The sequence below is a fragment of the Neorhizobium petrolearium genome, assembly GCF_029854435.1.
In the GTDB taxonomy this organism is placed as follows: Bacteria; Pseudomonadota; Alphaproteobacteria; order Rhizobiales; family Rhizobiaceae; genus Neorhizobium; species Neorhizobium petrolearium.
This window is the reverse complement of sequence record NZ_CP123000.1, coordinates 2,214,780-2,232,976: the sequence shown is the minus strand read 5'-3', so window position 1 is coordinate 2,232,976 and position 18,197 is coordinate 2,214,780. Positions and strand designations below refer to the sequence as shown.

Genomic DNA, 18,197 nt, shown 5'->3' with positions numbered 1-18,197 from the left:
AAAGTCGGTTAGGGCAAGAGGGATTCGTGCCGCCAGCACGATGGCGTGCCCGGTCAGCCGCGCCGGCGGATGACCGCATGCCAGGCATAACCCCAGCCGATCTCCTCGAAGATCATATCGGCGTCTGCCGCGGACAGCCTGCTTTCGAGCACCGCGTGCAGGTTGGCGCGAGGTGTCACGTGGAAGCGTGTGAGCCAGGCTTTGAGCAGCCGCCCGAACCAGCCGGGCAGCTGTTCCTGCTGGCCGAAATCGACGATATGCAGCGAGCCGCTCGGCGCCAGCGCCGCAAGGGCGGCATCGATTGCCTTTTCCCAGTCGGGAATCATCGACAGCGCATAGGAGATCAGGATGCGGTCGAACCCTGCAACGCCGAAATCCCCAGCCTTGAAACTGGTGGCGTCGGCGACGCGGAATTCCGGCGCGACCGGCTTCCTGCGGAAATTGGCTTGGGCACTCTCCAGCATTTCGGCGGAAATATCGAGACCGTAGAGCTTGGCGGTCGGATAGTGCCGGTGAGCGAGCAGGAGGTTACGGCCCGTGCCGCAGCCGACTTCGAGCAGCGTCGCGCCGGGCGGAACATGCAGCCCGCCGATCGCCCGATCCCGCCCGAAGAGATAATACTTGCGGGTAAGGTCGTAGATATGGCGCTGATACCGGTACATCCGGTCCATGCGTTCGGCATGATCGTGGGACAAGGAAGCGCTCGCCATATCCGTCGCCATCAGGCTCTCTTCACATAGATGTGGAAGCCGCCGTAGATTGCCGAGCGGTCCTGAAGGTTGAGCTCGTGGGAACGCTCCTCCAGATACAGCCATTGATCGAGCAGGGCGGGGGAAAGGCGGCCATCGAGCACGCTCTTTTCCGCGGCCGTGCGGAAGATCACCCGAGCGCCCGGAGCGGCCGTTCGGGTGATTTCCGACCATAGGTCGTTCAGCTGCTGATCGTTCATCCAGTCCTGCGCGTCGAGCAGCACGTAGCGATCGACGGTTGCGGCCGCCTTCTGCGCCAGAAGCTCCGTGAAGCTGGCGTGATGGACGGTGACACGCTCTGCGTTGCCACGGATGGCGCGATAATTCTCGGCCTTGAGATAGGTCGGCAGCGTGCCTTCCTCCGGCTTCGGATAGCGGCGGACGAAGGCCTGCCAGGCGAAATAGTTGTCACGGAGCGGGAAATGGCAGGCGAGCTTTTCGAGGCGCTGGCGAAGGACCGGCGCGATCGAGCCATCCGATGCCAGGCTCGCCAGTTCGTCATATTGCTGCGGTGGAATGCCGAGGCCGAACAGCGAACTCTTGCGGCTCGTGACCCAGCGGATCAGCGGCTTGTCGAAGAGGGGGGCTACGCGGTCGTCGAAGAACTGGCGCTGTTCGCGTAGCGAGCGCGCGTTCGCCATGTCCTTGAGATTGATGCCGTGCAGGCGGGCGATGGCGTGGCCGGCGCCGATGAACCGGCCGAGCAGACCCGTCTTGTAGATATTGCGGTCGAAGACTTCGATGCGGCGGCGGCCCGAGAGTGACCGCTTGTCCCAATAGGCGCGGGTGGCAATATCAAGGTTCGGAGCGATGAAGGCATCGTAGCTCTTGCTGTTGGAGCGCACGCCGTCCAGGCCGAAATGGCGCACGACATCGCCATGTCCGGGCAGATGGCGGAAGGCGGCAAGCTTCAGCCGGTTCAGCGCCACGTGATGCGGGTTGAGGTCGACCACGTCGATCTTCTTCGGAGAGCGGGAGAGATAGGCGAGCATATTGCAGCCGCCGGAGCCGATGGTCACGATCGTGTGTCCCTCGCCAAGCTCCATCGCCGCCATATCGACGTCCGGGTCTTCCCAGATCTGCGGATAGACGAGGCCGGAGAAAAGCAGCCCGAAAAGCCTCTCCGAAAAACCCTGCCGCGAAAGAGCCTTATGCTGCAGAAGCGCGTCCTTCAGCTTCTGGTTTTTCCGAAAACCGGCTTCCTGTGCAATATCCGCCATGGTCGAATCCCGCCTGTTCAAGGTTTCAGCGCGTGTAAACCCGTCGTGCAACAGATTGATGACGCAGCCTGTGGCCGGTTGGTTGCGGATGTCCGAAAGACCCTTCCACGATACGGAGAATCCTGATTGCATGCGGCGTGCGCAACGGGAGACGGGCATGCGGTTGTTGATCCGGATTGTGAAGATCGTTTTGAGCGTTGTCGTCATCAGTCTCGTCGGCCTCGGAATCGGGCTTTACACAGTGCCGCCGGAATTGTTCCGCGTCGGCAGCGGCTACGCGGCGAAGATCGTGTGCTCCAATGTCTTCCTTGCCGGACGTGATAGTGATGAGGTCCTGGCCGTCGATGTCCAGGCGCCGGGGCATCCGCTTCTCAAGCTTATGCGGGTTTCCGTCGACCAGGCGGACAAGCGCGTGCGTGCGGCCCTTCTTGGCTTCATCGCCGGCAATGACGCGGTCTACCGCGAAGGCCTGGGCTGCGCCGTCACACCGGACGGCAATCCGTCTGCTGCATTGAGATTGAGTCATGCCGCGCCGCGGCCGGCTGATGAAAATGGTCTCTGGCCGGAAGGCGGGAAAATTGAATCCGACCAGAAGGTTGCTGAACTTCTTTCAGATACCGATCTCGTTGGGCCGAATATGCGGGCGGTGGTGGTCGTAAAGAACGGGCGGATTGTCGGCGAGGCTTACGGGACCGGTTTTTCGAAGGATACGCCACTGCTCGGCTGGTCGATGACCAAGACGGTCACCGCCACGATCATCGGCACGCTGATCCGCGACGGCAGGCTTTCGCTGGAGGACAGGAGCCTTTTCTCGCAATGGCAGGACGATAAGCGTGCCGATATCCGGCTCGCCGATCTGCTGGCGATGGAAAGCGGTCTTGCCTTCAACGAAAATTACGGCACGGTCGCGGATGTCACACGCATGCTCTACCTTGAGCCGGATATGGCGAATTTCGCTATCATTAAGCCCCTCGAAGCCGATCCAGGCTCTCGCTTCAACTATTCCTCCGGCGTGGGCGTGATATTGTCGAGGGTCTGGATGGACAGGCTCGGCGACAAGGCGGCTGCGCTCGCCTATCCGAGCAAGGCATTGTTCGATCCGCTCGGCATTACAAGTGCGGTGATGGAAACGGATGAGGCCGGCACGTTTGTCGGCAGTTCCTATATGTACGCCACGGCGCGTGATTGGGCGCGGCTGGGATTGCTCCTTGCGAATGATGGCATGTGGAACGGCAATCGTATCCTGCCGGAAGGTTTCGTCGGTGAGATGCATGAGCCGAACCGGACTTCGAATGGCCGCTATTCGAAGATGCAGACCTGGCTGCCCGCCAGCAGCAGCGGACTCCCCGCCGACGCGTTTTTCCTCGATGGGCACGATGGCCAGAATGTGGTGGTCATTCCGTCGCTTGATCTTGTCGTCGTGCGGCTCGGACTGACACCGGGCTGGGAACCTTACAGTCCCTTGCCGCTTGTCGCGGAAATCACCAGAACGGTGACGGCGCCCTGAGGCGCCGTTGTCCGCGGATCCTTATTTTTGAAGGACGTGCAGCATGTCCTTGCGCTTGGCGTCGTAATAGTAGCCTCGCGCATAGAGCCTGATGGCATTGTCGTTCTTATTGTCGGCGACGAGCCAGGCGCCGCGCAGATATTTGATGGCGTATTTGAGATTGGTCTCGGCGTCGAGCAGGCCTTCCGGCGGACCTTCATAGCCCATCGATTTTGCGGTCGAATACTTGATCTGCATGAGGCCCCAATAGCCGTTCTTGTGATAGGCCTTGGGGTCGTAGCGGCTCTCACGATGCACGACGCGATGAACGAGCGATTCCGGCACGCCATATATGCCGGCATAACGCTTGATGAGCATGTTCAGCTGCGGCGGCGCGTCGGAAGCGGTTACCGGCAGCGGATCGCCGGGAGCGGGCGGAAATTCCATGGCAGAGAGCGCAGCAACAGCCTTTGGCTGGGCGGCGTAGGCGAGCGTCGTGGTATCCGGCCGCTGCGGACGTGGCGTGGGGACGACCGACTGCAGCGCCACCATGTCCGGCGTGAGCTCCGGCTCGTCGAGCGCGATCGCCTGAGCGGCGGCCGGTTGGATCCTGCCTTCAGTAACGGCGGGTGCGACCAGAGGAGAGGTGATACGACCACTTTTGGAAGCGGCAAGAATGGTGGACGTCGCGGGAACAGGTGCGGGGGCAGCCGCAACAGATGCTACGGCGGTGGATGTCGCCGGCGTCGCCGGCTGCACCGGAAGCGCTGCAGGCGCGAAGGCGACGAGCGGAGCCATGGTCGGAGACGCCATCGCAGCCGTCTGAACAGATGCCGCTTCGACTGCAGGCGGGACGGGAACAGCAAGCCTGCCTGACTTGGCAAGTGCGATTGTCGGCTGGGTGCCGGCGAGTTGTGCTGCGGCGGCTGTCTGGGGCTGTTGGCCAACCGGAAGGTCGGACCTGTATTGGATGACCGCTCCCCCGTCGGCGGATGCCGTTTGCATCGATCCGGCTGGCTGGCCGTTCGCCGGGGTCGTCGTCTGAGTCGCCGCCAGCCGGGGCTCTCGTTGGACGCTGGAACATCCGGCAAGAGCTGAAGATATGGCGCACGCCACCGCCGTCCCGCGGCCGAGCAATCGGATTATCGCCATTGAGTCGCCTTCATGAAGAATTGGTTACCCCAGTCCGCCCAAATGCCACCGAAAGAGCATTTCCATTAACCTATTGGACGGCGGCCGGCAAGACAGGCCCGCTATGCGGCAATCCTGCGGTAACCCGCAGTAACCGCGCGCCGTGAGATGAATCGCATCTGCGGCTTGCGTGAGGCTGAATTGAGGGAAGGGATGCGGCGCTTGCGGCCGATCACGCGGCGCGGGAAAAGCACGTGGATTCCGGCTCCGAACACCGCGCAGACGAGGAATGTCGCCTGCATTTCGAGGAATTGCGGCAGGAGCGGGCGACCTGGGTCGATGAACTGCGCCAGCGCGGCGGCAAGGACAATGGCGTAACGGGGGCCGAAGGCGGATTTGCCGAACAGGCAACCAAAAATCCGGGCGGCCCGGTATTCGGGGAGGTTGTCGTTATCGGCGACGAGGCCCGAGATCCGCGGATCCTGATAGGACCAGAGCACGTAAAGCATCAGATAGCCGAGACCTGCCCAGGAAAGCGTCTCCAACAGACGAGGCAGATAGAGGGCCACGACTGCGAGCGGAATGACGGCCATGATCAAGGCGGCCGATAACCCGACGGCAAAGCCCGGGATCGTGGCGACCGCCGTACGGCGGCCGCGCTGAAGCGAGAAGCCGGCAGCAAGGCAGGCAAGGGGGCTCGGAAGAAGGACGAGAAAGATCGCGGTCGCGGCAAAAGCGAGCCAGGTATCAGCCGTCATTCCATTCCCTCCAGAACACCCGTTGGTGTCCTTTACATATCAAGCCTCGGCGAAAGGCTGGCCGATATAGTCCATCACTTCGCCGAACCATTTTGCCGTCAGATCGAAATGTTTTCCACCCTTGATTCTCGGGAATTCGATCGTTCGCAATTTTCCGTTCTGGTCTTCGTCATGGCCGGTCACGCCTGAAACCTTGTTCAGCGCACTTTCCACGGCAAGGTCGACCATGCCCTTGATCAGCATCAAATCGCCGGCATTCGCCGGGGCCGAGCGTGCGAAATAGCCGGATTTTTGCACCATGGAGCGTTCGGCGCCCAGAAGCGCGGCGAACTGCTTCTGGAACCAGTTTCCGACATTGATGGTATCGATCTTGACATGGCCGAAGGCATCGCGTTTGACGGCCTCGCCGGCGGCTTCCCGCTCGGCGACGATTGCGTCAAGGCAGGCGCCTTCCGAGACGAAGAGCGTCACGAAACCGCGCTTGTCCATAACGTCCTTGAGGCGTGCGGCCTCCTTGTCGAGGTCGAAAGCCATCTCGGGCAGGTAGAGCCCATCGATGTTCTTCATCGCCGTGTTCATCATCAGGCCTTCGACATATTCATTGTTCCTGGTCTTCTGAATATAGGCGCGGGCCGTCGCGGCGGTAAGCCAGCCGCAGTGACGTCCCATCACTTCGTGAATCACAAGTGTGCGAGGGGCGGCACTCTGCTCGTTGGAAACGTGGTCGAAGAAATGTGCGCCGACTTCCGCCGCGGTCCAGGCGCCGAGCGACTGCCGGATCGGCACCACGTCGTTGTCGACCGTCTTCGGCAGGCCGACGACGGTCAGGTCGTAGCCGTTGGCGCCAAGATAGGCGGCGAGGTCGGCTGCGGTCGTGTTGGTATCATCGCCGCCGATCGTGTGGAGGATGGTGACGCCGTCCTGCGCGAGGCGGTCGGCGGCGATGCGCAACGGGTTTTCGCCTTCTTTGACGAGGCCGCGCTTGACGCAGTCGGCGGCATTGGTGAGCTTCACGCGGCTGTTGCCGATCGGCGAGCCGCCATAGCGATGCAGGAGATAGGCCTTTTCGCGCATGTCCTGGGTGATTTCGATGTGGTCGCCCAAAAGCACGCCCTGATACCCGGAGCGGTAGGCGACCATCTCGATCTCGGGCGCGATGTCGTTATAGCGTTCGATCAGCCCGCCGACGGCGGAAGACAGGCAGGGCGCAAGGCCTCCGGCGGTCAACATTGCTACTTTCTGTTTGGCCATCGTTCCTCCTTGACGCTTTCGCGTACAGCTCAAAAAACGAAGGAATGGATGCGCCAGAGATGGCCCCCCTGTAAAGTGAATTTCTCAAGAAAAACCGAAGCTTCCGTTCAGCGACCCCGGAGGATGGAATATAATCGATTCAACCACGCTGCGCGCCGGCCGCCCTTGTGGAAAACGGTTGCCCAGCGATCGCCCGTAGCGTGGATGCAAGGTAACCGATCGGTGATCGGTGGTGATTGTTCGGAAAACATGAACATAGTTTAATCCGAGACGGACCACCCACCTCCTTGCAATCGCAGGGATAATCTGGTCCATTGCAGTAATGATTTTCGATTTTTCCTGTCTGCAGATCTCCTCCCTTTGGGAACGGCTCCTTGGCGCGATCGGCGATGCGGCAGGCAGTGTGCTCGGCCGCGTGGTCGAGGCGATCCGCACGGTGTTCGAGGGCGATCCCGAAACGCGCCGGAAGGTTTCCTTTTCAGTGGCGATCATAGCGCTGTCCGCGAAGATGGCGAAGGCCGACGGAATCGTGACCGAGGCGGAGGTGAAGGCCTTCCAGCAGATTTTCGACTTCCCGGACGAGGAGGCGCGCAACGTCGCGCGGCTCTACAATCTCGCGCGTCAGGACGTGGCCGGCTACGAGGCCTATGCGACGAAGCTTGCAGGTCTGTGCAGCTCGGGTGCCTCGGAAAACTGCCCGATGCTGGAAAATGTCATCGACGGCCTGTTCCACATCGCCAAGGCGGATGGCCTGGTGCATGAGAAGGAACTCGCCTTCGTGGCCCGGATCGCTGAGATCTTCCGGATCGACGAGGTTCATTTCCGCCGCATCATGGCGCGCCATGTCCACCTCGATGGCGCCGATCCCTATCTGGTACTCGGTGTTTCGCCGGAAGACGATTTCGCAGATATCCGCAAGCAATACAGATTGCTGGTGTCCGAGCATCATCCGGACCGGCTGATCGCTCGCGGCGTACCGGTTGCACTGCATGCGGCCGCCAACGAGCGGATGGCCGCTCTCAATGCGGCTTATGCGGCCATTGCGAAAGAGCGCCGCGCTGCATGACGTCGTTCATCGCCGATTATGCCGGCGCTTCGGTCATGCCTTCTCCCAATCACGGTGAACGTGCGAACGGGCGCAAGCCCGACATGATCCTTCTGCACTATACCGGCATGGGCAGTGCCGATGGCGCGCTCGACTGGCTCTGCCGCGAGGAAAGTCAGGTTTCCAGCCATTATTTCGTCCATGAGGACGGGCGTGTCGTGCAACTCGTGCCCGAGGCGCGCCGGGCCTGGCACGCGGGCAAAAGCTGCTGGGCGGGAGAAACGGACATCAACTCCTGTTCCATCGGGATCGAGGTTGCCAATCCTGGACATCCCGGTGGCCTACCCGGCTTTCCCGATACGCAAATCAGCGCCGTTGTCGAATTGTGTCGGGACTGCGGCTCAAGATGGGGAATTCCGGCCGAAAGGGTGCTCGGACACTCGGATGTTGCACCGATCCGCAAGGTCGATCCGGGTGAAAATTTCCCCTGGCAGGAATTGCACTTTGCCGGCGTTGGTCACTGGATCGATCCAACACAAATCAGCGGCGGGCGCTTCTTCCAGTACGGCGAAAGTGGTCAACCCATCGAAGCGTTGCAGTCCATGCTGTCGCTCTATGGGTACGACATTGAAATTACAGGGAACTTCTGTGAGCGGACGAAAGGTGTCGTTGAAGCTTTCCAGCGACATTTCCGGCCCCTGCTCGTGGACGGTATCGCTGATTTCTCCACGATCGATACACTGCATCGCTTGCTGAAGGCTCTGCCGAAATACAGCCATGTCTGATTGCAGGACGAGGCTTCAAATCCTGCGTTTCCAGCAAAAATTTTGCGCTGCCACATCATTTCCTTATTAAGACTTTCTAAAGAACCCGTTAGCGCAGCCGCCAGGTAGGACGGGGTTGCAGAGATAAACGATCAGGTTTCGTAGAACGCTGCGCCGTCTGTCCGGCGACGCGGCGAGGGTATCTGCGTCATGATATCCGCGGGCCTGTTGGTTCGGAGACATTCTTATTCGATGAAAAAACTGATCATTGCTGCCGCGGCGGGCCTTGCCATGCTTGCCGCGGAAACCGAATTCGTGCGCGCTCAGGATGGCAGCGAAGTCAAAACCTCCACCAACACTTCCAAAGTTCCCTGGGAAACGCGCGAAACCGGTTTGGCGGCGCCGACGGATGCGGACAAACGCCTCGTCCGGCAGACGCATTATACAAAGCTGATCGAGAAATATGCCGATGAATATGACGTCCCCGTCGAGCTCGCCAATGCAGTGATCCAGGTCGAGAGCAATTACCGCCCCACGGTCAAGGGAAAGGCCGGCGAGATCGGTCTTATGCAGATCAAGCCGGCGACGGCGCGGTTGATGGGATATGAAGGGCCGGACTACGGCCTCTACGACCCGGAAACCAATATCCGCTTCGGCATGAAATATCTCGCAGGTGCTCACGAGCTCGGCGATGGGAAAACCTGCGGCACCATTCTCAGATACAATGCCGGCCACGGAGCCAAGCGCATGAATCCCGTCTCGAAGCGTTATTGCAGCCGGGTGGAGGCGATCCTGGAAACGAAGCAACAGACTGCGTCGCTTTCGCCTGTGGCATTTTGATTCCGAAAACGGCTAGAAGTGCTTCGATAGAGGGCACTTCGGCCGGTGGAATCGAAAAAAGGGGCAGGGCATGACGGCGCGGTTCAAATACATCGTCATCGGAAGAGGCATGATGGGGGCTGCTGCGGCCCGTTACCTCTCGAAATGGACCAACGGCGTCGCGCTGATCGGTCCGGGCGAACCTGCCGACCATCAGCGCCATGAAGGCGTGTTTGCCAGCCATTACGACGAGGCGCGCATTACCCGGACGATCGATCCCGACCCTGTCTGGGCGCACCTCGCCAATCGTTCCATCGCCCGTTATGGCGAGATCGCCGCCGAGAGCGGTATCGATTTTTACTCCGAATCCGGTTGCCTGATCGTGGGGCCGAAGCGGGCCGACGGGCCGTCCTATGTCGGCAATGTCCTTGATGCGGCTGACAGGCTGGAGGTCGCGACCGAGACCTTGACCGACGCCGGTCTCGCAAACCGTTTTCCGTTCTTCTGCTTCCCGGGCGAGAGCGAGGGCGTCTGGGAGTCGAAGAATGCCGGTCATATCAATCCGCGCCGGCTGGTGAAGGCCCAGGCGCTGCTCGCCGAAAGGCAAGGCGCCGCGATTATCGCGGAGACTGTCTTCTCTGTGCGCCAGGAAGGCGATGCGGTTACCGTCACCACCGTTGAGGGCAACAGCTATTCAGCCGAAAAGGTCCTCGTCGCCGCCGGCGGATTTTCCATCAACGAGAATCTGTTGCCGCGGCGTCTTGATCTGAAGGTTTATGCCCGCACCGTGGCCTTCTTCGAGGTGGACGAGGCGGCGATGGACATTTTCGGCAAGGTGCCGTCACTGATCTGGAAATGGAACCAGGCGGAGGACGGCATCTATCTCCTGCCGCCGGTGCGTTATCCGGACGGCAGGATCTATCTCAAGATCGGCGGCGATCCGGACGATCTGCTGCTGCCGTCTGAACCGGATATCCGCGCCTGGTTTCGCTCCGGCGGTCGTGAAAGCACCCGGGCCCATCTGACGGAGGTCATGGCACGCCTGATGCCCTCGCTCGACCTTTCCCGCAATTCAATGGCGGCCTGCGTCACCTCCTTCACGCCGACGGATTATCCGGCCATCGCCATGACGGAGGCAGGCCGTATCGGAATCCTGAGCGGCGGCTGCGGCGCGGCAGCCAAGAGTTCGGACGAGATCGGCCGGCTTGGAGCTGAGCTGATCTTCCACGGGCGGATCGTGGATGACGCCTATTCGACGGATTTTTCAGCGGATTATCTGTAAACTCTGGTGTTCGATCCCTATCTCGTTTATGGACCGCATGCCAGTTGGCCGGGCAGCCGCGCTTTACCAATGCCGAAAGGCGGTGAGGTGAGGAAAGTCCGGGCTCCACGGAAACACGGTGCCGGATAACATCCGGCGGGGGCGACCCCAGGGAAAGTGCCACAGAAAGGAAACCGCCCCGCCTTTTCAACCGCTTGGAATGCAAGCGGCTGAGACGGCGGGGTAAGGGTGAAAGGGTGGGGTAAGAGCCCACCGCGCCTCTGGTAACAGGGGCGGCACGGTAAACCCCACCGGGAGCAAGACCGAATAGGGATGACGCGGGCCTACGCGAAAGCGTGGCCACAGCCGGTTTCCGGGCCAGTCATCCGGGTGGGTTGCGCGAGGCGATGTGCAAGCATCGTCCCAGATGAATGGCTGCCGCGTTCCGGTGTTCGCATCGGGGCCATACAGAACCCGGCTTACAGGCCAACTGGCATCGTCTCCCTTTGGTGCGGATTTTAATCCAATTTTATCCCCAACACGAGGCGTCTGCAATATGAAGCGATCTGACGGCCCCGTCGTATCATTCCGGGATCCGTCGATCCGCGCGGGCCGGCAGGCGGATTGCGCCTAACGCGCACGGCCTGCCGAAGGCTGTTCGCCGGTGGCCGGTTATCGCCGTGGTTTTCCATTAGAGCTTCAGAAAATTCTTTTGGCTGCGGCGCTTTAACCGTTGCGCCAGATCGACTTGCAGCGCCTGCTCAAGGCGGTTCCTCCATCGGCTTCAATAACCCTTTGTTAAACTTAACGGCTTATAAATAAATCCGGTTTGGGAGCAGCTAGCGGGGCTTCTCCCATTGACGCCCATATGGTCCCATGGTATCCCAAAGCTGCATTGTGCAAGGGCGGATGATCGCCCGTAAATCCCAGAGTTTCGGTCTTCGGGCCGGATGGCTTGTCGTCCATTCGGGTGGCGAAGCTGTGTCTGGTGCGGTGCGTACGGGCGGGCGGTTTTTCGCCCTGGATTTGAATGGGGCGGATGTTCGGTGTGATGAGCCGCTTCCTGTCGAATGCGACGAACAGGATCGATGCGAAGGGGCGGGTCTCCGTTCCGGCGAGTTTCCGTTCGGTTCTTTCGGAGCGCGGAATTCAGGAGCTTTATTGTCTCCAGGATTTCGTCTATCCGGCGATCAGCGTCGGAGGGCCGGACCTGCTCGATCGTTACGAACGGCAGATCGCTTCCGTGGATCCGTTTTCGCCGGACGCGAACCGGATGTCGCTGCTGGTCCACGGTGGCGGCGTCTTCATGAGGCTCGATGCGGAGGGCCGGCTGATGGTCACGGATTTTATCCGCGACTTCACGGGAATCAGTTCGGAAGTGACCTTCGTCGGGCGCTCGGATCATTTTCAGCTTTGGCAGCCGCAGGCGTTCCATGCGGCGCAGGCGGCGGCAAGAGAGGGGCGTCTGAGTTCGCGTCCCGTCTAGGACAGGGGTGCGGAATGGCGGCGAATCCAGGCAAGGGAACAACCGAGCCCGACGGCGGACCGGTTCGCCACATTCCGGTTCTTCTGAGGCAAGTCCTCGATGCTCTCGATCCCCGGTCGGGCAAGCTTATTCTGGACGGCACATTCGGGGCGGGCGGGTATACGTCCGCCCTCCTTGCCGCTGGTGCCGACGTGATTGCCCTTGATCGGGATCCGACTGCGATTGCCGCCGGTCAGGCTCTTGTCGATGCCAATCAAGATCACCTCACGCTCATTCATTCTCAGTTTTCCCGGCTTGCAGACCATGCGCCGCAGGGCGGGGTTGATGGCGTCGTTCTCGATATCGGCGTTTCGTCGATGCAGATCGATGAAGCCGAGCGCGGCTTCTCCTTCCAGAGAAATGGCCCGCTCGATATGCGCATGTCGGCTGAAGGCGTCTCGGCCGCCGATGTCGTCAATCGCGCCAAGGTTAGCGATCTCACCCGCATCTTCGGTTTCCTGGGCGAGGAGAGGCAGGCGGGCCGTATTGCTCGGGCTATCGAAAAGCGCCGCGCATCCCAGCCTTTCACCACGACACGCGATCTTGCGAACCTGATCGAAAGCGTCAATCCGCGCAAGGCCAAGGACAAGATCCATCCGGCGACGCGCGTCTTCCAGGCGCTGCGCGTCTTCGTCAACGATGAACTCGGTGAACTCGCCCAGGCTCTTTTTGCTGCGGAGCGTGCCTTGAAGCCTGGTGGCCGGCTCGTGGTCGTCACGTTTCATTCCCTCGAAGACCGGATCGTCAAGCAGTTCTTCGCCGATCGCTCCGGCAAGGTTTCCGGTTCGCGACATCTGCCGATGGTCGAGGCGAAGCCTGCCGTTTTTGAGACGCTTGGCAGATCGGTGGTCGCCGCCAGCGATGAGGAGGCGGAAGCCAATCCGCGGGCCCGTTCTGCCAAATTGCGCGCCGGCATTCGTACGGACGCGGCGCCGCGCCCGGTCGACATGTCGATTTTCGATCTGCCCGATCTCGCCAGCATTGCAAAGATGGGAGCCTAACGGAATGCTCAGAAGCTTCGATCTCGTTCTGATCGGCATCATGACGGCGACGGCGGTCGTTACCTACACGATCAAACATCGCGCCGACGAGAAGCTTGCCGAGGTCCGCCGGCTGGAGACGGAAATCAAGCTGGAGAAGGACACGATCGATCTCCTGAAGGCGGATTGGGCGCTGCTCACCCAGCCGAACCGTCTCCACAGGCTGATCAAGGTCTATAATTCGGAACTCGGCCTGGCTCCGACCGAGCCGACCCAGCTTGCCATGCCGAAAGAACTGCCGATGCCCAGATCGGCGCTGCCGCAGCCGGAGACGACGATCGAGGATATCATCGCCGGCAAGAGCAGCGAGGTTGCCGCCGCGCTCAAGGGTGTTGCAGCCGCCAAGGCAAAGCCCGCCCAGAAAATCCCGGTGCCGCTGCCGCGCGGCTCCGTCGAAGTCATCTCTACTGGATCGGTGAACCGCTGATGTCTTTCCTGTCTCGCATCATGGTCTTGAAGAGCCGGGCGCATTTTTCCGCCGGCAGTCGCGGTTATTCTTCGTCGGGTGGCGCCTCGTTCGAGGGCACCCGCAAGCGGAAGGCCAACCAGGCGAAGAATCGCGTCGGCCTGCTGATTGCCGGGTTCACCGTTTTCTATTGCGTCATCGGCGGACGTCTCGTGCAATATGGTGTGGCGCAACCGCTTACGACGTCCAGTATCCTGCCTGCCGATCGGCTCATGGCTTCTCGTCCCGATCTCGTCGACCGCAATGGCGAGGTACTGGCGACCGATATCCGGACGGTTTCGCTGTTTGCCGAGCCGCACAAGATCGTTGATGCGGACGAGGTGATCGAGAAACTCTCGACCGTGCTGCACGATCTCGACGTCAAGTCGACCTATTCGAAGCTCAAATCCAGTTCGCGCTTCCAGTGGCTCCGGCGCCAGCTCACGCCGAAACAGCAGAGCCAGATCCTGGCGCTCGGCATTCCGGGGATCGGCTTCCGGCCGGAGAAGCGCCGCTTCTATCCCGGCGGAGCGACGGCCGCGCATGTCGTCGGCTACGTCAATATCGACAACCGCGGCGTTGCCGGCATGGAGCGTTATGTCGACAGTCAGGGGCTTGCGGACCTTACAGCCGTCGGAATGACGTCGAACCAGCCTCTCGAACCGGTGAAGCTTTCGATCGACCTTCGCGTGCAGTCCATCGTTCGCGAAGTGGTTGTTGAAGCGATCGCCAAATATCGCGCGATCGGAGCCGGAGCTGTCGTCATCGACGTCCATACCGGAGAAATCCTCGGCATGGCTTCCGCCCCGGATTTCGATCCCAACAATCCCGCCGTGGGTGGTGAGGAAGGATGGTTCAACCGCATGTCGAACGGTACGTTCGAGATGGGTTCGACCTTCAAGTCCTTCACGATCGCGATGGGCCTCGATTCCGGCAAGGTGAACCTGCAGAGCACGTTTGATGCACGCTTCCCGATTCGCATCGGCGGTTTCACCATCAAGGATTTCCATGGCAAGGGACGAGTGCTCAGTGTTCCCGAAATCTTCCAATTTTCTTCCAATATCGGGACCGCGAAGATCGCCGATACCGTCGGCATCGACGGGCACAAGGAATTCCTGACCCGGCTTGGTTTGCTCAGCAAGATGAAGACGGAGCTCCCGGAGGTCGCCCAGCCCAGCCAGCCGCGCACGTGGAAGAAGATCAACTCCATCACGATCTCGTTCGGCCACGGTGTCTCGACGACGCCCCTGCAGACGGCCGTCGCAGGGGCGGCGCTCGTCAACGGCGGCAAGCTGATCGAGCCGACCTTCCTGCCGCGCACGCGCGAGGAGGCTGACAAGGTTGCAACCCAGGTGCTCAAGCCGTCGACCAGCAAGGACATGCGCTTCCTTTTCGAGTGGAACGGTGCCAACGGGTCCGGCAGGAACGCCCGTGTCACCGGCTTCAACGTCGGCGGAAAAACGGGCACCGCCGACAAGGTCGTCAACGGACGCTACGCGCACGACAAGAACTTCAACGCCTTCCTGGCGGCCTTTCCGATGGACAATCCGCAATATGTGGTCTTGAGCTTTGCCGACGAGCCGAAGACCGACAAGGGCAATGGCGCGGCGCTGTCGGCGACGTCGGCCGCGCCCATGGTCAAGGAGATCATCAGCCGAGCTGCGCCCATTCTCGGTGTAAAGCCGAAATTCGGCAATGACGGTTCTGCCCTGCTCGTGTCTTATTGAGCGATAACAAATCGGCTTACGATTCGTGGGGACGATACTCAGAATGAAGATTCAGCCGATGAAATTGCGGGACCTTGCCGGACGGGATTTTCCGGAAATAGCGGAGCTCATGGCCGGACCGGCAGGTGAACTCGATGTGAGGGGCCTTGCCTCGGACAGCCGCAAGGTGATTCCCGGTATGCTGTTTGCCGCGCTTGCCGGCTCAAAGGCCGACGGTTCGGCCTATATCGGCGATGCCGCAGCCCGTGGTGCCGTTGCGGCCATCGCTGGCCATCCGGCGGATGCGGGAATTCCGGTTCTGGTGGTTTCCAATCCGCGCCGGCTGCTGGCGCTTGCCGCGGCTCGATTCTACGGTGCGCAGCCGGAAACCATGGTTGCTGTAACGGGGACGGCCGGCAAAACCTCGGTTGCCTCCTTCACCCGTCAGATATGGGCGTATGCCGGTTTTGCCGCAGCTCAGATCGGTACCACCGGTGTGGTTTCTCCAACCCGCAACGACTACGGCTCGCTGACGACGCCCGATCCGGTCGAACTCCAGAAGCTGCTTGCCGAACTTGCCGCCGAAGGCGTCACCCATGCCGCCATGGAGGCGTCCAGCCACGGCCTCGACCAGAGCCGCCTCGACGGTGTGCGCCTCTCGGCTGCCGCGTTCACCAATCTCGGCCGCGACCACATGGATTACCATCCGACGGTGGAAAGCTATATGGCCGCCAAGATGCGGCTTTTCGATACGCTGATGCCGAAAGGTTCGCCGGCGGTGATCTTTGCCGACGACCAATGGTCTGATGAGGCGATCCGCGTGGCCACCGCCTCCGGCCTCGATGTCCGCACTGTCGGCCGCAAGGGCAATTATTTGTGCCTCAAGCGGGTTGAGCACTTCCGCCACAAGCAGACCGCCGAAGTCCATTTCGGCGACGAAATCTTCGAAGTGGATATTCCGCTTGCCGGCGACTTCCAGGTTGCGAATGCATTGGTCTCGGCGGGTCTCGCCATGTCGACCGGCGTGGCCGCTCCCGTCGCCATAACCGCACTCGAAAAACTGGTTGGCGCTTCCGGCCGTCTCGAACTGGTCGGTCATACACGGGATGGCGCGCTCGCCTATGTCGATTATGCCCACAAGCCGGATGCATTGGAAAATGTGCTGACATCCGTGCGCCCCTTTACGACAGGCCGTGTTATCGTGGTCTTCGGCTGCGGCGGTGATCGCGACAAGGGCAAGCGGCCGATCATGGGCGAGGTGGCGACAAGGCTTGCCGACGTCGTCATCGTCACCGACGACAATCCGCGATCCGAGGTTCCTGAAGTGATCCGCTCCGAAATCATGGCCGCGGCGCCGGGCGCGATCGAGATCGGCGACCGGTCGCAAGCAATCCGAGAGGCCGTGCGCATGCTCAATTCCGGCGACACTCTGATCGTTGCCGGCAAGGGCCATGAGGAGGGCCAGACGATCGGCGCGGCGATCCTGCCGTTTTCCGATCATGTGGAGGTACGCAAGGCGCTGGAGGAGCTGAAGTCATGAGCTTTCTGTGGACGTCGGAGGAGATGGTGGCCGCCATGGGCGGCCGGCCGATCGGCACCCTGCCCGAGGGCATCACGGGCATTTCGATCGACAGCCGCACCATCGGCGATGGCGAGGCTTTTTTTGCCATCAAGGGTGATCGCGTGGACGGCCACGATTTCGCCAGCATGGCTGTCGCGAACGGCGCGCCGCTGATCGTGGTCAGCGAGGCGAAGCTTCCCGCATTGGGCAAGCTCATCGTGCCGATGATCATCGTCGACGACGTGCTCGCCGCGATGGGCCGGCTTGCCCTTGCATCGCGTGACCGCAGCCGGGCGCGTATCGTCGCCGTCACCGGTTCGGTCGGCAAGACGACGACGAAGGAGATGCTGCGCCAGGTGCTGGCGCCCTCCGGCAAGGTGCATGCCGCCGTCGCTTCCTTCAACAATCATTGGGGCGTGCCGCTGACGCTCGCCCGCATGCCGGCGGATGCGGATTTCGGCGTCTTCGAAATCGGCATGAACCATCCGGGCGAGATCCGGCCGCTTGTGAAGATGGTGCGTCCGCATGTGGCGATCATCACCACGATCGCCGCCGCCCATCTCGGCCACTTCAAGAGCCTCGAAGAGATCGCCGCTGCCAAGGCGGAGATTTTCGAGGGGCTTGAGCCCGGCGGCTCGGCGATCCTCAACCGGGACAACAAGCAGTTCGACTTCCTGGAAAAGCAGGCGCAAGAGTCCGGGGTATCCCACGTCTACACCTTCGGCCAGCATGCGAAGGCGGATTTCCGGCTGGCGGATTTCGAAGGCAATGCGGAAGGCTCGACCGTCTGGGCCGTGCTGAACGGGGAAACTTCGGAAATCCATATCGGTGCGGCAGGCCGCCATATCGCCGAAAACGCCATGGCGGCGCTCGGCGCCTGTTTCCTCATGGGAGCGGACATGCCGAAGGCCATGGAGGCGCTTACCGCCTTGAGGGCCGTCAAGGGCAGGGGCGAACGCCATCTCCTCGGCATCGGCGAGGGACATCTGACGCTGATCGACGAAAGCTACAACGCCAATCCGGCTTCCATGCGGGCGGCGATCGCGCTCCTGGCATCCGCGACACCGGAACTTGCCGGCCGGCGAATCGCCGTGCTCGGCGACATGCTGGAGATGGGCGAGTTCTCGGCAAAGGTGCACGAGGATCTGGCAGGCCCGCTGCTTGCCGCCGGCGTCGAGCATGTCTGGCTCGCCGGTCCGGAAATGGCGGCACTGCGCGACGCGCTCCCCGAAAGCGTCCATGTCGAATACCGCGAGAAAACGGCGGATCTGGCCGATTTCGTGGTGCGCGCGGTGATGCCTGGCGATGTCGTCATGGTGAAGTCATCGCTTGGACTTGGCTTCGGCAGGATCGTCGCAGCCCTGCTTGACAACTACCCGGCATTCCCCGACACGGAGCGCCACTCTTAATTAGACGCGGCTTGAGAAAGGGCCCTG

General features: G+C 61.3%; 16 protein-coding genes and 1 other RNA gene. 12 read left to right on the top strand and 5 right to left on the bottom strand.

All coding sequences use genetic code 11. From position 1 onward, the window contains the following. Positions 1–53: 53 nt before the first annotated feature. Together QEO92_RS11330 and QEO92_RS11325 are read right to left on the bottom strand one after the other, a co-directional pair. A complete protein-coding gene (locus QEO92_RS11330; protein WP_227703079.1) occupies positions 54–722 on the bottom strand; it encodes a class I SAM-dependent methyltransferase in 669 nt (222 codons plus the stop codon). Beyond that, positions 722–1,969, bottom strand: a complete 1,248-nt coding sequence (locus QEO92_RS11325) for a BtaA family protein (protein ID WP_227703078.1) — start codon at positions 1,967–1,969, stop codon at positions 722–724. The genes QEO92_RS11330 and QEO92_RS11325 overlap by 1 nt, the downstream gene beginning before the upstream one ends. Before the next feature lie 157 nt (positions 1,970–2,126). Here QEO92_RS11325 and QEO92_RS11320 point away from each other — a divergent pair, with 157 nt between their 5' ends. Then, positions 2,127–3,476: a serine hydrolase domain-containing protein gene (locus QEO92_RS11320; protein WP_227703077.1), complete on the top strand. Its 1,350-nt coding sequence runs from the start codon at positions 2,127–2,129 to the stop codon at positions 3,474–3,476. A 21-nt stretch (positions 3,477–3,497) separates the two neighbouring features. Here the strand turns inward: QEO92_RS11320 and QEO92_RS11315 are convergent, their stop codons facing one another. The 3 genes from QEO92_RS11315 to QEO92_RS11305 all read right to left on the bottom strand — a co-directional run bounded on the left by QEO92_RS11315 (position 3,498) and on the right by QEO92_RS11305 (position 6,595). Beyond that, positions 3,498–4,460, bottom strand: a complete 963-nt coding sequence (locus tag QEO92_RS11315) for a lytic transglycosylase domain-containing protein (protein WP_227703076.1) — start codon at positions 4,458–4,460, stop codon at positions 3,498–3,500. 248 nt (positions 4,461–4,708) lie between these two features. Further along, positions 4,709–5,344 (bottom strand): LysE family translocator, encoded by a 636-nt coding sequence (locus tag QEO92_RS11310; RefSeq protein WP_227703075.1) that lies wholly within the window; start codon positions 5,342–5,344, stop codon positions 4,709–4,711. A gap of 39 nt (positions 5,345–5,383) precedes the next feature. Continuing rightward, positions 5,384–6,595, bottom strand: a complete 1,212-nt coding sequence (locus tag QEO92_RS11305) for a pyrophosphate--fructose-6-phosphate 1-phosphotransferase (RefSeq protein ID WP_227703074.1) — start codon at positions 6,593–6,595, stop codon at positions 5,384–5,386. Positions 6,596–6,917: 322 nt separating this feature from the next. Here QEO92_RS11305 and QEO92_RS11300 point away from each other — a divergent pair, with 322 nt between their 5' ends. From QEO92_RS11300 to QEO92_RS11250, 11 genes are all read left to right on the top strand, one after another. After that, a complete protein-coding gene (locus QEO92_RS11300) occupies positions 6,918–7,661 on the top strand; it encodes a J domain-containing protein (RefSeq protein ID WP_037147541.1) in 744 nt (247 codons plus the stop codon). Next, positions 7,658–8,425 carry an N-acetylmuramoyl-L-alanine amidase gene (locus tag QEO92_RS11295; RefSeq protein WP_227703073.1) on the top strand — a complete coding sequence of 256 codons (768 nt, stop codon included), beginning with the start codon at positions 7,658–7,660 and terminating at the stop codon, positions 8,423–8,425. The genes QEO92_RS11300 and QEO92_RS11295 overlap by 4 nt, the downstream gene beginning before the upstream one ends. Before the next feature lie 231 nt (positions 8,426–8,656). Beyond that, positions 8,657–9,244, top strand: coding sequence for a lytic transglycosylase domain-containing protein (locus tag QEO92_RS11290; RefSeq protein WP_227703072.1), 588 nt, complete (start codon positions 8,657–8,659; stop codon positions 9,242–9,244). Between the two features lie 70 nt (positions 9,245–9,314). After that, positions 9,315–10,505, top strand: a complete 1,191-nt coding sequence (locus QEO92_RS11285) for an NAD(P)/FAD-dependent oxidoreductase (RefSeq protein ID WP_227703071.1) — start codon at positions 9,315–9,317, stop codon at positions 10,503–10,505. A 40-nt stretch (positions 10,506–10,545) separates the two neighbouring features. Then, positions 10,546–10,982: RNase P RNA component class A (gene rnpB, locus QEO92_RS11280), an RNA gene on the top strand. Between the two features lie 553 nt (positions 10,983–11,535). After that, positions 11,536–11,970 (top strand): division/cell wall cluster transcriptional repressor MraZ, encoded by a 435-nt coding sequence (gene mraZ, locus QEO92_RS11275; protein ID WP_227703070.1) that lies wholly within the window; start codon positions 11,536–11,538, stop codon positions 11,968–11,970. A 14-nt stretch (positions 11,971–11,984) separates the two neighbouring features. After that, a complete protein-coding gene (gene rsmH, locus QEO92_RS11270) occupies positions 11,985–13,010 on the top strand; it encodes a 16S rRNA (cytosine(1402)-N(4))-methyltransferase RsmH (protein WP_227703069.1) in 1,026 nt (341 codons plus the stop codon). Between the two features lie 4 nt (positions 13,011–13,014). After that, a complete protein-coding gene (ftsL, locus tag QEO92_RS11265) occupies positions 13,015–13,476 on the top strand; it encodes a cell division protein FtsL (protein WP_227703068.1) in 462 nt (153 codons plus the stop codon). Then, the gene (locus QEO92_RS11260; protein ID WP_227703067.1) at positions 13,476–15,221 is read left to right on the top strand and encodes a peptidoglycan D,D-transpeptidase FtsI family protein; all 1,746 of its coding nucleotides are present in this window, start codon (positions 13,476–13,478) and stop codon (positions 15,219–15,221) included. The genes ftsL and QEO92_RS11260 overlap by 1 nt, the downstream gene beginning before the upstream one ends. A 58-nt stretch (positions 15,222–15,279) precedes the next feature. After that, positions 15,280–16,740 (top strand): UDP-N-acetylmuramoyl-L-alanyl-D-glutamate--2,6-diaminopimelate ligase, encoded by a 1,461-nt coding sequence (locus QEO92_RS11255; RefSeq protein WP_227705146.1) that lies wholly within the window; start codon positions 15,280–15,282, stop codon positions 16,738–16,740. Continuing rightward, positions 16,737–18,170 carry a UDP-N-acetylmuramoylalanyl-D-glutamyl-2,6-diaminopimelate--D-alanyl-D-alanine ligase gene (locus tag QEO92_RS11250; RefSeq protein ID WP_227703066.1) on the top strand — a complete coding sequence of 478 codons (1,434 nt, stop codon included), beginning with the start codon at positions 16,737–16,739 and terminating at the stop codon, positions 18,168–18,170. Before QEO92_RS11255 ends, QEO92_RS11250 begins: the two co-directional genes overlap by 4 nt. The last annotated feature ends 27 nt before the right edge of the window (positions 18,171–18,197 follow it).